This is a genomic window from Streptomyces sp. HUAS ZL42, assembly GCF_040782645.1.
In the GTDB taxonomy this organism is placed as follows: domain Bacteria; phylum Actinomycetota; class Actinomycetes; order Streptomycetales; family Streptomycetaceae; genus Streptomyces.
Map to the genome: position 1 here is coordinate 1,918,257 of NZ_CP160403.1, position 15,901 is coordinate 1,934,157.

Genomic DNA, 15,901 nt, shown 5'->3' on the forward strand with positions numbered 1-15,901 from the left:
TGCCGTGCCGCCGGGTCAGGGGGTGCCGAGCTCGCTGTCGATGAAGGCGAAGATGTCCTCGTCGGAGGCCTCCTCCAGCTGCGCCGCGACGGCGGCGACCTCCGCGTCCTGGCCGGTCAGCTCCGCCAGGAGGGACTGAAGGCGGGCGCCGATCCGCTCCCGCACAGTCTGGTCGCCGGAGTGCGCGGCGATCAGGGACTGCAGCTGGTCCAACTCCTGGTCGACGGGGGTACCCGCCTGCGCCGGCGCGATCTCGGCGCGCAGGAAGGCGGCCACCGCGGCCGGGTTGGGATGGTCGAAGACGAGCGTGGCGGGGAGCCGCAGCCCGGTCACCACTCCCAGCCTGTTGCGCAGCGACACCGCGGCCAGGGAATCGAGTCCCAGGTCCTTCAGGGCTCGGGTGGCGGGGACCGCCTCGGAACCGGAGTGCCCCAGGACGGCGGCGATCTCCGTGCGGACCAGGTCGGTCAGCACACGTTCCTGTTCCGGCTCGGGCAGCCCGGCCAGGGACTGCAGCAGTGTGTCCGCGGCCTCGGAGGTGCGGGCCCCGCTCTCGCCCTCCGCCTGGTTCAGCGCCTGGTCGACCTCGGGCAGTCCGCTGATCAGCGGGCTGGGCCGGACGGCGGTGAGGGCCGGGGCGAACAGCTCCCAGTCCACGTCGGCGATGACGTAGGCCGCTTCGGCCTGTCCGATGCTCTCGGCCATGGCGTCGAGAGCGAGGTCGGGTGCCATGCCGGCGAGTCCGCGGCGGCGGAGCTGTTCCCGGCGGAGCTGCTCGGCGGCCGGGTCCGGCGCCTCGACGGCGGTGGACGGGGTGTCCGCCCACAGGCCCCAGGCGAGCGCGGTCGCGGTCCGGCCGCTGCCCCGGCGGTGCTCGGCGAGCGCGTCGAGGTAGGCGTTGGCCGCGCCGTACGCGCCCTGGCCGCCGCTCCCCCACACGCCGGCGATCGACGAGAACAGGACGAAGGCGTCCAGGGTCTCGGCGTCCACGAGGTCGTGCAGATGGGCCGCGCCCGCGGCGATGGAGCTCACCGTGGTGGCGAACTCCGCCGGGTCCGTCTCGGCCAGCGTGGCGGTGCGCGGGTCGCCGGCGGTGTGGAACACGGCGGTCAGCGGCTGCTCCGCAGGGATGCCGTCCAGCAGTGCGGCCACGGCGGCCCGGTCGGCGAGGTCGCAGGGGACCACGGTCACCTGGGCGCCCGCCGCGGAGAGTTGCTCCAGGGTTTCCGGCAGACCCGGGCCCTCGGCGCCCGGGGAGTGGGTGAGCAGCAGGTGCCGGGCGCCGAGGGCGGCGAGCCGACGCGCGACCCGCGCGCCCATCCCCCAGGTGCCCTCGGTGACCAGCACGGTGCCGCGGGGCTGGTACGTGTCGCCGCCCGGCCTTCCCGTCGCGGCGCGTACCAGTCGGCGCACGAGCGTACCGGCGGGCCGGATGGCCAGCTGGTCCTCGCCGGCGGGCTCGGCGAGCACGGCCGTCAGGCGTCGCAGCGCGCTGTCGTCCGCGACGGCCGGCAGGTCGACCACGCCGCTCTGGAGCTGCGGGTGTTCGAGTACCGCGGTCCGGTGCAGGGCCCACACCGCCGCCTGGGCGGGGTCGTCGAGCGTGTCCGATCCTCCCGTCGCGACCGCGCCCTGGGTGAGGAGCCAGAGCCGGGGCGGCTCGGCCGTCTCGGTGACCGCCTGGATCAGCAGCAGGCTCGCGAGGACGCCCCGGGTCACCGTGGGGTGGTCGCCGTGTGGGGCGGTGTCCAGCGCGAGCAGCGACAGAACGCCTTCAGCGGGTGTGTCGCCGGCGGCCTCGGCGAGCTGCCGAGCGAGCGTGTCCCGGTCGGTTCGCGCCGGGTCGACGGTCACCCGGCGCACCTGGGCGCCCCGTCCGGCCAGTGTCGCCTCGGTCGAGGCGATCAGGTCGGACCCGGAGAGTGCCGCGGGTACGACGACCAGCCAGGTGCCGGTGAGCGTTCCCTCGGCGGGCACGGCAGCGGGCCACCAGGCGGCCCGGTACCGCCAGGAGCCGGTGACGGAGCGCCGGACGCTGTCCTCACGCCATGAGGCGAGCGCCGGCAGCAGTTCCGCGAGTGCGCCGGAGGTGTCGGTGCCGAGCAGGTCCTCCAGCGCCGCGAGGTCGCGCTCCCGGACCGCGGTCCAGAACTGCTCGTCCTGGCCGCCGTCGCCGTCGGCCTGCGGGGCAGGCGTCTCCAGCCAGTACCGGTGCCGCTGGAAGGGGTAGGTGGGCAGTTCCACCCGCCGGGTGCCGGAACCGGCGAACAGCGCCGGCCAGTTCGCCCGGACGGCTCCGTTCGCGTGGGCCTCGGCCACCGCGGTGGTGAGCGTGCGGACCTGTGGTCTGCCGCGTCGCTGGGTGGCGAGCAGCAGCGGCTCGGTGTCTCCGGTCCCGCTCAGGCAGTCCTGCGCCATGGCGGTGAGTACGGCGTCCGGTCCCAGCTCGACGTAGGTCTCCACCCCTTCGGCGTGCAGGGTCCGTATGCCGTCGTGGAAGCGCACCGCCCGGCGGATGTGGTCGGCCCAGTAGTCCGCGGAGCGGGCCTCGTCGGCGGTGAGGACGCGGCCGGTCACGTTGGAGACGATCGGTGTGACCGGCCGGGAGAACTCCAGCTTTCCGGCGGTCGCGCGCAACTCGTCCAGCATGGGGTCCATGTGGGGCGAGTGGAAGGCGTGGCTGACGTTGAGCCGGCGCGTCTTGACGCCGGCGGCGTCGAGTTCGGCGGTGATCCGCAGCACCGTGTCCTCGTCGCCGGAGATCACCACGGACGCGGGGCCGTTGACGGCGGCGACGGACACCTCGGCCTCGTGGCCCTTCAGCAGGCCGGTCACCTCGTCCTCGGTGGCCAGCACCGACACCATGGCACCTCCCGCGGGCAGGGCCTGCATCAGGCTGCCGCGGGCGGCCACCAGGGCGGCGGCGTCGTCCAGGGAGAGCACCCCGGCCACGTGCGCGGCGGCGAGTTCGCCGACCGAGTGGCCCATCAGGAAGTCCGGGCGCAGCCCCCAGGACTCCAGGAGGCGGAACAGTGCCACCTCGAGGGCGAACAGCGCCGCCTGGGTGTGGACGGTCCGGTTCAGCAGTCCGGCGTTCTCCGTGCCGTCCTCGGCGAACATGATCTCGCGCAGCGGGCGGGCCAGGTGGCTGTCCAAGGCGTCGCAGACGGCGTCGAGGGCTCGGGCGAACGCCGGGTACGCGGCGTACAGTTCGCGTCCCATTCCCGGTCGCTGGCTGCCCTGTCCGGTGAACAGGAAGGCCACCTTGCCGCTCCGGTCGGCGACGCCCGTGACGACTCCGGGAGCGGGGCGTCCTTCGGCCAGTGCGGCGAGGCCGTCCTGCAGTTCCGCCTCGTCGGAACCGAGCACCACGGCGCGGTGGTCGAACACCGAGCGCGCGGCGAGGCTGAACGCGACGTCCAGCATCTGGGCGCCGGCGGCGGGCGTGGTGACGTGTTCGCGCAGCTGCCTGGCCTGGGCGGTGAGCGCTTCGGTGTTCCTGGCGGACAGCACCAGAGGCAGCACTGCCGGGCCGGTGCCGGTGTCGCTGTCGGTGCCGGTGCCGGTGCCGGTGTCGCTGTCGGCCGGGTCTTCGGCGGGGGCCTGTTCGAGGATGACGTGCGCATTGGTGCCGCTGATGCCGAAGGAGGAGACCGCGGAGCGGCGGGGGCGGCCGGTGTCGGGCCACTGCCGCTGCTCGGTGAGCAGTTCCACCGCACCCGACTCCCAGTCCACGAACGGGGACGGCTCGTCCACGTGCAGAGTGCGCGGCAGCACACCGTGCCGCATCGCCATCACCATCTTGATGACACCACCGACACCGGCCGCAGCCTGCGTGTGCCCGATGTTCGACTTGACCGACCCCAGATACAGCGGTTCGCCCTCACGCCCCTGGCCGTAAGTGGCCAGCAGCGCCTGCGCCTCGATCGGATCACCCAGCCGCGTACCCGTCCCGTGCGCCTCGACCGCGTCCACCTCGTGCACCGCCAACCCGGCACCCGCCAGGGCCCGCTGGATCACCCGCTGCTGCGACGGACCGTTCGGCGCCGTCAGACCATTGGACGCACCGTCCTGGTTGACCGCACTGCCCCGCACCACCGCCAGCACCCGGTGACCCAGCCGCCGCGCATCCGACAACCGCTCCACCACCAGCACACCCACGCCCTCGGCCCAGCCCGTACCATCGGCCGACGCCGCGAACGCCTTGCACCGCCCGTCAGCGGAAAGCCCCCTCTGCCGAGAGAACTCCACGAACGTGCCCGGCGTCGACATCACCGTCACACCACCCGCCAACGCCAGCGAGCACTCACCCCGCCGCAGCGCCTGCACCGCCATGTCCAACGCCACCAACGACGACGAACACGCCGTATCCACCGTGACCGCCGGACCCTCGAAACCGAAGGCGTAGGAGACCCGGCCCGACAGCACGCTGCCCAGCCCCCCGGTCAGCCGGTAGCCATCGACGCCTTCCACCGGGTGGTGCAGCTGGGGGCCGTAGTCGTGGTACATCTGCCCGGCGTAGACGCCGGTGTGGCTGCCGCGCAGCGAGACCGGGTCCACGCCCGCACGCTCCAGCGCCTCCCAGGCCACCTCCAGCAGCAGCCGCTGCTGCGGATCCATCGCCAGCGCCTCACGCGGCGAGATACCGAAGAACTCCGCGTCGAACTCCGCCGCCTCGTGAAGGAACCCGCCCTCACGCGTGTACGACGTCCCCGCACGCTCCCCCTCCGGGTCGTACAACCCCTCCAGATCCCAACCACGATCCACCGGAAACCCCGAGATCGCGTCCCCGCCCGACACCACCAACCGCCACAGATCCTCCGGCGACCCCACACCACCCGGATACCGGCACCCCATCCCCACAATGGCGATGGGTTCCTGGCCGGCGGCGGCCAGTTCCTGGTTCTTGCGGCGCAGTCTGGCGTTCTCCTTGAGCGAGTCTCGCAGCGCTTCGACCACTGCGTCGGATGCCGTGTTCGTCATCATTTCTCCCGTTCAGCACTATCAGGTCTCGGAACTGGCGCGGACCATGCGAATGAGGGCGTCGACATCCATGTCGTCGATGAGGTCGGCACCGTCCTCCGGCTCGTCGGAGCCACCGCTCCGCTCGCCGGCCGCGGCGTCGACGTCGTGTGCGAGCCGGAGCAGTCCGTCGAGCAGGCCCGCCTGCCGGAGGCTGTCCACCGGGACGGATGCGAGCACGCGGCGGATCTCGGTCTCGTCGGGTGTGCCGGCGACCGCCGACGACGGCTCGGGGGCGAGCACCGTCAGCAGGTGTCCGGCGACGGCCTCGGGGGTCGGGTAGTCGAAGACGAGGGTCGCGGACAGCCGCAGCCCGGTCGCCTTGCCGAGTCGGTTGCGCAGTTCCACGGCGGTCAGCGAGTCCAGACCCAGTTCCTTGAATCCGCGCGTGGCATCGACCGTGTCCGATGCGCCGTAGTCCAGCGTCGCCGCGATCTCGGCGCACACGAGGTCCAGCAGGACCTGCTGCTGCTCGTCCGCCGTGAGCGCCGTCAGCCGCTCGGCGAGGGTCGGCCCGGAGGGGGCCTGCCCGGTGGCCGGGCCGGCGGACGCGGCGCGGCGGGCCGGCGCCCGGACCAGGCCGCGCAGCAGGGGCGGCGCGTCGGCGCCGAGCGCTCTGAGCGCCGTCGTGTCGAGCGGCAGCGGCACCAGCGCGGCCGCGTCCGTCCCGAGTGCGGCGTCGAACAGTTCCATGCCCTGAGCCGAGGTGATCGCGACCATGCCGGTCTTCGCGAACCGGTTGCGGTCGGCCTCCGTGAGTTCGGCCGCCATGCCGCCTTCCGCCCAGGGGCCCCAGGCGAGCGAGGTGGCCGGCAGTCCCAGGGCCCTACGGTGCTGTGCCAGGGCGTCGAGGAAGGTGTTGGCCGCCGCATAGTTGGCCTGGCCCGCGCCGCCGGCGAGTCCCTGGATGGAGGAGTAGAGGACGAACGCGGACAGCCGCAGGTCGCGGGTTGCCTCGTGCAGGTTCCAGGCGGCGTCGGCCTTGGGCCGCAGGACCCGGTCGATCCGCTCGGGGGTAAGCGACTCCAGGACGCCGTCGTCGAGCACGCCGGCCGCGTGCACCACCCCGGTCAGCGGATGCTCTTCGGGGATGCCGGCGAGCAGTGCGGCCAGGGCGTCCCGGTCGGCGACGTCACAGGCCGCGACGGTCACCTCGGCGCCCAGGGCCGCGAGGCCGGCCTGGAGTTCGGCCGCGCCGTCGGCCGCCGGGCCCCGGCGGCTCGTCAGCAGCAGGTGCCGTACGCCGTGGTCGGTGACGAGGTGGCGGGCCAGCGTGCCGCCCAGTGCTCCGGTGGCACCGGTGATCAGCACCGTTCCGTCCGGGTCCCAGGGTGCCGAAGCGTCGGCCGGGACCACGGCCCGCTCCAGCCGGAGGGTGCGCGGGGTTCCGGCCCGGACCACGACCTGCTGCTCGTGCGCGGCCAGCGCCTTGCCGATCGCCTGCTCGGCGTCCGTGCCGGCGTCGACGTCGGCGTCGGCGGTGTCCAGGTCCACCAGCACGATCCGGTCCGGGTTCTCGGTCTGCGCCGTGCGCAGCAGACCCCATGCGGCGGCGTGCGGAAGGTCGAGCACGTCCTCGTCCGGGGCGGCGGCGACCGCCCGCCGCGTCACCACGGCCAGCCGGGACGCGGTGAGCCGCTCGTCGGCGAGCCAGTCCCGCGCCAGTGTCAGGGCGCGGTGCACGGCGTCACCCACGGAGGCGGCCCGTGTCGTCAGCGGCGCCACCACCAGGCCGGGAACCGGGGCTCCGGCGGCGACGGCGGCGCCCAGTGCCGCCGGACCGGTGAACCGTTCGGCGCCGGGCAGCTCCAGCGGGTCGTCGCCCAGGACGGTCCAGGGCCGGGCCGGCGTCTCGGGGCCAGCGTTCACCGCCACCCAGGAAGGCCGGAACAGCGCCTCATGGCTGCGCCCGCCGGCCGCGCCCAGCTGCTCGGCGGACACGGCCCGCACCGCGAGCGACTCGACCGTGGCGACCGGCATGCCCGCCGCGTCGGTGACCTCGATGGTCACCGCCCCGGAGCCCGCGGGGGTCAGCCGTGCCCGTGCCGCCGTCGCGCCCAGGGCGTGGTGGCGCACCCCGCTCCACACGAACGGCAGTCGTGGTTCGCCGGTGCCCGGCAGCACCCCCAGCTCGATGGCGTGCAGGGCCGAGTCCAGCAGGGCCGGGTGCAGCCCGAAGGCGGACGCCTGTTCCTTCTGGTCGTCGGGCAGGGCGAGTTCGGCGAAGACCTCGTCGCCCCGGCGCCAGACGGCCCGCAGTCCCTGGAACGCCGGCCCGTAGTCGAAGCCCTGACGGGCGAGGTCGGCGTAGCGGCCGGTCAGGTCCACCGGCTGCGCGTCGCGCGGCGGCCACACCACCAGGTCGAAGCCGGCGGGCGTCTGCTCGGGTGCCAGCGTGCCGCCGGCGTGCCGGGTCCACGGTTCCTCGAAGGTTCCGCCCTCGGGGCGGGAGTGGACGGTGACGGAACGGCGTCCCGACTCGTCCGGTGCTCCCACCGCAACCTGCAGCCGCACAGAGCCGGTCTCGGGCAGGACCAGGGGTGCTTCGAGGGTGAGTTCCTCCAGTTCCCCGGCACCGCCCTCGGCGCCGGCGCGCAGCGCCATCTCCACGAAGGCGGTGCCCGGGAGCAGTACCCGGCCCAGCACGGCGTGATCGGCCAGCCAGGGGTGGGTCCGCAGGGAGAGCCGGCCGGTGAGGACGGTCTCGTCGGTGTCGGCCCGGGTCAGTGTCGCGCCGAGCAGCGGGTGATCGGCCGGGGACAGCCCCGCGGCGCCGACGTCGGCGGTGCGGGCCGTGGGCCCGGCCCAGTAGTGCTTGCGCTGGAAGGCGTAGGTGGGCAGTTCGACCCGGTGGGCGCCGGAGCCGTCGAACAGCGCGTCCCAGGACGGGCTCAGGTGCCTGACGTGCAGTCGTGCCAGCCCGTGGGTGACCGCCAGGGTGTCCGTGCGGTCCTTGCGCAGCAGGGGGACGAATTCCGGTTCCGTGCCCTCCGTGTCCTCGACGCAGTCCCGGCCCATGGCCGACAGCACGCCGTCCGGGCCGAGTTCCACGAATGTCGTCACGCCGGCGCTCTGGAGCGTACGTATTCCGTCGTTGAACCGGACGGCCTCGCGCACGTGCCGGACCCAGTACTCCGGTGAGCAGACCTCCTCGGCGGTCAGGAGCCCACCGGTCACGTTGGACACGATCGGGATGACCGGCGGCGCGAAGGCGAGCCGGTCGGCCACGGCACGGAACTCGTCCAGCATGGGGTCCATGCGGGGTGAGTGGAAGGCGTGGCTGACGTTGAGCCGCCGGGTCTTGCGGCCCCGGCTCTCCAGTTCCTTGGCGACGACGAGCGCGGCCACCGTGTCGCCGGAGATCACCACGGACGCGGGCCCGTTGACGGCGGCGACGGCCACCTCGTGCTCGCGCCCCGCCAGAAGCGCCGCGACCTCGTCCTCGGGGGCGAGGACGGAGACCATGGCGCCGTCCTGCGGCAGGGCCTGCATCAGCTTGCCGCGGGCCGCGACCAGCGCCGCCGCGTCGCCGAGGGACAGCACGCCCGACACGTGGGCGGCCACGAGTTCACCGATCGAGTGACCGGCGACGTAGTCGGCGTGCAGTCCGAGGCTCTCGGCCAGCCGGAACAGGGCCACTTCGAGGGCGAAGAGGCCGGTCTGCGTGAACACCGTCTGGTGCAGCAGCGGCCCCTCCCACTCATCGGAGTCCGCGAAGATCACGTCCCGTACCGAGCGCCCCACGTGCCGGTCGAGTTCGGCGCACACGGCGTCGAGAGCCTCGGCGAACACCGGGAAGGCGTCGTACAGTTCGCGTCCCATTCCGGCCCGCTGGCTGCCCTGTCCGGTGAACAGGAAGGCAGTCCTGCCGCTCGCCGGCGCGCCGGTGACGAGCCGCGCGGACGGGCTTCCCGCGGTCAGCGCGTCCAGGGCCTCCAGCAGTTCCCGGCGGTTGTCGGCGAAGAGCGCCGCGCGGTGGTCGAATGCCGTCCGGGTGGTGGCCAGCGAGTAGGCGAGGTCCGGCAGATCCACCTCGTCGGCCGTCTCCAGGTGTGCGCGGAGCCGGCGGGCCTGCTCCGCCAGCGCCTGGGGCGACTTGGCCGACAGCAGCAGCGGCGCGGTGACGGGCGTGCGTCCCGTGCCGGTGTCGGTGTCGGCCGGGTCTTCGGCGGGGGCCTGTTCGAGGATGACGTGCGCATTGGTCCCGCTGATGCCGAACGCGGACACGGCGGAGCGGCGGGGGCGGCCGGTGTCGGGCCACTGCCGCTGCTCGGTGAGCAGTTCCACCGCACCCGACTCCCAGTCCACGAACGGGGACGGCTCGTCCACGTGCAGAGTGCGCGGCAGCACACCGTGCCGCATCGCCATCACCATCTTGATGACACCACCGACACCGGCCGCAGCCTGCGTGTGCCCGATGTTCGACTTGACCGACCCCAGATACAGCGGTTCGCCCTCACGACCCTGGCCATAGGTGGCCAGCAGCGCCTGCGCCTCGATCGGATCACCCAGCCGCGTACCCGTGCCGTGCGCCTCGACCGCGTCCACCTCATGCACCGCCAACCCCGCACCCGCCAGGGCCCGCTGGATCACCCGCTGCTGCGACGGACCGTTCGGCGCCGTCAGACCATTGGACGCACCGTCCTGGTTGACCGCACTGCCCCGCACCACCGCCAGCACCCGGTGACCCAGCCGCCGCGCATCCGACAACCGCTCCACCACCAGCACACCCACGCCCTCGGCCCAGCCCGTACCATCGGCCGACGCCGCGAACGCCTTGCACCGCCCGTCAGCGGAAAGCCCCCTCTGCCGCGAGAACTCCACGAACGTGCCCGGCGTCGACATCACCGTCACACCACCCGCCAACGCCAGCGAGCACTCACCCCGCCGCAGCGCCTGCACCGCCATGTCCAACGCCACCAACGACGACGAACACGCCGTATCCACCGTCAGCGCGGGGCCTTCCAGGCCGAGGGTGTAGGACACGCGACCCGACAGCACGCTGGCCGCGCTGCCGGTCATCCGCTGGCCCTCGGCGCCTCCTTGTTCCGCGGTGTCGTCACGGAACATGAACGTTCCGGCGTAGACGCCGGTGTGGCTGCCGCGCAGCGAGACCGGGTCCACGCCCGCACGCTCCAGCGCCTCCCAGGCCACCTCCAGCAGCAGCCGCTGCTGCGGATCCATCGCCAGCGCCTCACGCGGCGAGATACCGAAGAACTCCGCGTCGAACTCCGCCGCCTCGTGAAGAAACCCGCCCTCACGCGTGTACGACGTCCCCGCACGCTCCCCCTCCGGGTCGTACAACCCCTCCAGATCCCAACCACGATCCACCGGAAACCCCGAGATCGCGTCCCCGCCCGACACCACCAACCGCCACAGATCCTCCGGCGACCCCACACCACCCGGATACCGGCACCCCATCCCCACGATGACGACGGGGTCGTCGTCCCCGGCGACGGTGGCCGGGGTCTGCGGGACGAGAGGACTCCGCCGCTCGTGCAGGAGTTCGGAGCGCAGGTAGCCGATGACGGCCGCGGTCGTGGGGTGGTCGAAGACGAGCGTGGCCGGCAGCCGGATTCCGGCCGCCGCGCTCAGTTTGTTGCGCAGTTCCACGCCCGTGAGGGAGTCGAAGCCGAGGTCCTTGAACGTACGGGAGGCGTCGACGGCGTCCGGGGAGGAGTAGCCCATGACTGCGGCGACCTGGGTGCGGACGACCTCGTCCACCAACCGCTCGGCGTCGTCCCCGGACAGGTCCGCGATCCGCTGGGCGAGGCCGGTGGCGGGCGTGCCGGTCACGGGGTGCGGCTGCGCGGCGGAGGCCCGGCGCCTGGGCAGGGTGACCAGGCCGCGCAGGGCGCCGGGCAGTTCCTCCTCGGCCGCCCTGGTGCGCAGGGCGGCGCGGTCGAAGCGGGCGGGGACGACGACGGGCGCGTCCACCGCGCGGGCCGTGCCGAGCGCGGCGAGCCCTTCGTCCACGCCGAGCGGCTGCAGGCCGAGGCGGCGGAGCCGGGCCCGGTCGGCGTCGTCGAGGCCCCGGATCAGCCCCTCCTCGTGGTCCCACGGTCCCCAGGCGAGCGAGAGGGCGGGCAGCCCTTGGGCCCTGCGCCGATGGGCGAGACCGTCGAGGAAGGCGTTGGCCGCCGCGTAGGCGGCCTGACCGCCGTTGCCGACCGTGCCGATCACGGAGGAGAACAGGACGAAGTCGGAGAGTTTCTGATGCTTCGTCAGCTCGTGCAGGTTCAGTGCCGCGTCCACCTTGGGGCGCAGCACCCGCTCGATCTGCTCCGGGGTCAGCGCGGCGACGACGCGGTCGTCCAGGACGGCGGCGGCGTGCACGACGGCGGTCAGCGGATGCTCGTCGGGGATGCCGGCGAGCAGTGCGGACAGGGCGTCCCGGTCGGCGACGTCACAGGCCGCGACGGTCACGTGCGCGCCCGACGCCCGCAGGTCGGCGGCGAGTTCGACGGCGCCCTCGGCGTCGAAACCGCCGCGGCTGACCAGGAGCAGATGGCGCACGCCCTGTTCGGCGGCCAGGTGACGGGCCACCAGGGAGCCGAGCCCGCCGGTGCCGCCGGTGATCAGCACCGTACCGCCGGACTCCCACGCGGGAGCCGGGCCGGCCGGGATCCGCGACCGTTGCAGCCGGGGAACCAGGACGGAGCCGTTGCGCAGGGCGAGTTCGGGTTCCCCGGAGGCGAGCGCGGCGGGCAGCGAGCGCAGTGACTCCCGCTCGCGGCCGAGGTCCAGCAGGCCGACCCGGCCGGGGTACTCGGCGCGCACGGACCGCAGCAGGCCCCACAGCGCGGCGCCCACCAGGTCGGGGTCGTCGCCCGCCGTGCCGGTGGCCACGGCCCCGCGGGTGACGAGCACCAGCCGGGAGCCGGCGAGCCGGTCGTCCTCCAGCCAGGACCGCACCCGGGCGAGGGTGTCCCCGACGGCGGTGCGAACGGCTTCGGCGACCGCACCGGCCGGGCCGGCGACCGCCGGCGTGGGGCACTGCACGAGGACCGCCTCGGGGGTGACGGAACCGGCCGCCTCGATCAGCGCGGTCATGTCCGGGTGGACCACCACTCCCGCGTCGGCGGTGGTGAGGGCGGTGGCCAGGCCGAGGTCGGCGTCTCCCGCCACGGCCCACCGGCCGGACCGCGCGTCGCCCGCGGTGAGCGCCAGGCGGGTCCAGCCGATCTGGAAGAGCGCCTCCTGAGCGGGTGTTCCGGCCGCACGGCGTACCGCTTCCTCGGACAGGGGGACCAGGGTGACGGCGTCGACCGTGGCGAGCGGCACTCCCGCGCCGTCGGCCACGGCGAGCGAGAAGGGACCGGCCGCACCGGTGCGGGCCGCTCCGGCGGCGGGGACGATCCGGATCCGCAGGGTCTCCGCTCCGGCCGCGTGCACGGCGATGCCCTTCCACTCGGCGGGCAGCCACACCGCGGTGGGATCGGTGCCGGCGGAGGACGCCCGGTTCGCGGCGAGCGCGTGCAGGGCGGTGTCGAGCAGGCCGGGATGCAGGGTGAAGCGGGTGGCCCCGTCGCGGTGTTCGGCGTCGAGGGCCACCTCGGCGAAGAACTCCTCGCCCAGGGTCCAGGCCGCCCGCAGGGTCGCGAAGGCCGGGGCGAGGGGGGTCTCGCGGTCGGCGGCGGCGATCGGTGCGGCCCCGGCGGGAGGCCAGACGCTCAGGTCGGACGGGACTTCGGGACGGTCCGGGACGAGGGTGCCGGCGGCATGCCGGGTCCACGAGACGTCCGTGTCGGTGTCCTCGGGCCGGGAGTGCACGGAGAACGCGCGCCGCCCCTCGGCGTCCGGCGCTCCGACGCCGACCTGGAACCGCGCCCCGCCGGCCGCGGGCAGAACCAGCGGTGCCTCCAGCGTCAGTTCCTCGATGTGGGCGGCGCCCGTCTCGGCACCCGTCTGCAGGGCCAGTTCCACGAAGACACCGGCGGGCACCACGATCTCGTCGTGCACGCGGTGGTCGCCGAGCCAGGGCTGGGCCTGCGCGGACAGCCGCCCGGTCAGGATGAGTTCCCCGGCCTCGGCGCGTGGTACGACCGCGCCGAGCAGCGGGTGGTCGATCGGGGCGAGTCCCGCCGAGCCGACGTCGGCGCCCGTACGCTCCGGTGCCTGCAGCCAGTAGGAGCGGCGCTGGAAGGCGTACGTGGGCAGGGGGACGCGGCGGCGGCCCCGGTCGGCCGTCGTGCGGTGCCAGTCCACCGTGGTACCGCGGACGTGCAGTTCGGCGAGCGCGCCGAGCAGCGCGGGGACCTCCGGCCGGCTGTGCCGCGCCGTCGGCAGGAAGGCGGTCTCCTCCTCGTGCTCCGCGGACACGCAGTCGCGGCCCATCGCCGCGAGCACCGCGTCCGGTCCCACCTCCAGGAAGGAGCGGACACCCCTTTCCTCGAGCGCGCGCATGCCGTCGTGGAAGCGGACGGCCTCCCGGGCGTGGCGCACCCAGTAGTCGGGGGTGCTGATCTCCTGCGCGGAGACGAGACGCCCGGTGAGGTTGGACACCACGGGGATGCGCGGGGGCTCGTAGGCGAGTCCGGACGCGACCTCGCGGAAGGCGTCGAGCATCGGGTCCATGCGCGGCGAGTGGAAGGCGTGGCTGACGCGCAGTCGCCTGGTCTTGCGCCCCCGCTCGCGCCACTGCTCGGCGACGGCGAGCACGGCGTCCTCGTCACCGGCGAGCACGGTGGACAGCGGGCCGTTGACCGCCGCGACGGAGACCTGGTCCTCCCGTCCGGCGAGGGTGGGCAGGATCTCCTGCTCCGAGGCCTGGACGGACACCATCGCGCCGCCGGAGGGCAGTTGCTGCATCAGTCTGCCGCGGGCCGCGACGAGAGCGCAGGCGTCCGGGAGGGAGAGGACGCCGGCGGCGTGTGCCGCGGCCAGTTCGCCGACCGAGTGGCCCAGGACGACGTCGGGGGTGACACCCCAGTCCTCCAGCAGGCGGAACAGGGCGGTCTCGTACGCGAAAAGCGCGGCCTGCGTGTATCCGGTGAGGTGCAGCAGTGCGGCGTCCTCGGAGTCCTCCGCGAGGAACATCAGGTCCCGGACGGAGCGGTCGAGGTGCTGGTCGAGCAGGGCGCAGACGTCGTCGAGGGCGGCGGCGAAGACCGGGTAGGTGTCGTACAGGGCGCGGCCCATGCCGGCCCGCTGGCTGCCCTGTCCGGTGAAGAGGAAGGCCAGTTCGCCGGGCCGGACCGTACCGGCCGCCGCTCCGGCGGGAGTGTCTCCGGAGGCGAGCGAGAACAGCCCGGTGAGCACCTCGTCCCTGTCGGCGGCGAGCAGCACGGCGCGGTGCTCGAAGTGGGTGCGTGTGGTCGCCAGCGAGTGGGCGACGTCGCCAAGGCTCTGGTCGGGGTGGGTCTCGAGGTGGGTGCGCAGCGCGCCTGCCTGGGCGCGCAGTGCGTCGGCGGTCCGGCCGGACACCGGCACGGGGGTGGGCATCGCGGGGGTGCGGGCGGGGGCGGACCGGTCCGGTGTCCGCGCGCTCTCCGAGGCCGGGGTCCAGTCGGAGAGGACGAGGTGGCAGTTGGTACCTCCCATGCCGAAGGAGGAGACGCCGGCCAGCACCGGGGCGCCGTCGGGGGTGTCCAGCGGGCTGAGGCCGTCGTTGACCCGCAGCCTCAGCTCGTCGAGCGGGATGGAGGGGTTGGCGGAGCGGAAGTTGAGGCTGGGGACGAGGGTCCGTTCCCGTACGCAGAGCACCGCCTTGATCAGCCCCGCGATGCCGGCGGCGCCCTCCAGGTGCCCGATGGTGGGCTTGACGGAGCCGACAAGCAGGGGGGAGTCGGCGGCCCGTCCGCTGCCGGCACCGAGCACGGCGCCGAGCGCGGCCGCCTCTATGGGGTCGCCGAGCGGGGTGCCGGTGCCGTGCAGTTCGACGAAGCGTACGGCCTCGGGGGCGACGCCGGCCTGGGCGTAGGCGCGGCGCAGCACGTCCTCCTGCGCGGCCCGGCTGGGGGCGGTGAGGTTGTCGCCGCCCCCGTCGTTGTTGACGGCTCCGCCGCGGATGAGGCCGTGGATGGTGTCGCCGTCGGCGAGCGCCCGGCTCAGCGTCTTCAGGACGACGACGCCGCCGCCCTCACCGCGCACATAACCGTTGGCGCGGTCGTCGAAGGTGTACGTGCGGCCCTCGGGTGACAGGGCGCCGAACTTCTCGGCCACCATGAAGCCCTCGGGCACCAGGTTCAGGCTGACTCCGCCGGCCAGTGCCAGCGCGCAGTCGCCCTTGCGGAGACTCTCGCAGGCGAGCTGGACGGCGACCAGCGAGGACGACTGGGCCGAGTCCACGACCAGGCTGGGGCCGCGCAGGCCGAGGTGGTAGGAGATGCGGTTGGCGATGATGCTCCGGCTGACGCCGGTGATGGTGTGGTGGGAGACCGATTCGGCCCCGTACTGGTGGACGAGCCTGGCGTAGTCGTCCCAGATCGCGCCGAGGTAGACACCGGCCCGCGTGCCCTTGATCGCGGCCGGGACGATGCCCGCGTTCTCCAGCGTTTCCCAGGCGAGTTCGAGCATCAGCCGCTGCTGCGGGTCGATGCTCGCCGCCTCACGGGGCGTGATGCCGAAGAATTCGGGGTCGAACGCGTCGACGCTGTCCAGGAATCCGGCCGGCCTGATCACCGCGTCGCCGGGCAGGCCGGGCCGCCCGTCGGGCACCCGGTCGGACACGGCGCTCTCACCGGCGTGCAGCAGCTGCCAGTACGCCTCCGACCCGGGCGCCCCTGGGAAGCGGCAGGACATTCCTACGACGGCGATGGGTTCCCCCGGCATCGTGTCAACTTCCGGACGTCCGGACACGGATGCAGTAGCCATGGTGTGGCTCTTCCTTTCGGCGACCGCGCGCGGCAGGGCCATCGCGCGCAGGAACGTGCTCGGA

1 protein-coding gene and 1 pseudogene are annotated in these 15,901 nt (G+C 73.8%); both read right to left on the reverse strand.

The genetic code is table 11. The features are described 5' to 3' along the window. Positions 1-15 precede the first annotated feature (15 nt). Positions 16-4,971, reverse strand: a pseudogene (locus ABZO29_RS08935) (type I polyketide synthase); the annotation flags it as partial. A 33-nt stretch (positions 4,972-5,004) separates the two neighbouring features. Continuing rightward, the gene (locus tag ABZO29_RS08940) at positions 5,005-15,837 is read right to left on the reverse strand and encodes a type I polyketide synthase (protein ID WP_367319610.1); all 10,833 of its coding nucleotides are present in this window, start codon (positions 15,835-15,837) and stop codon (positions 5,005-5,007) included. Positions 15,838-15,901: the final 64 nt, after the last annotated feature.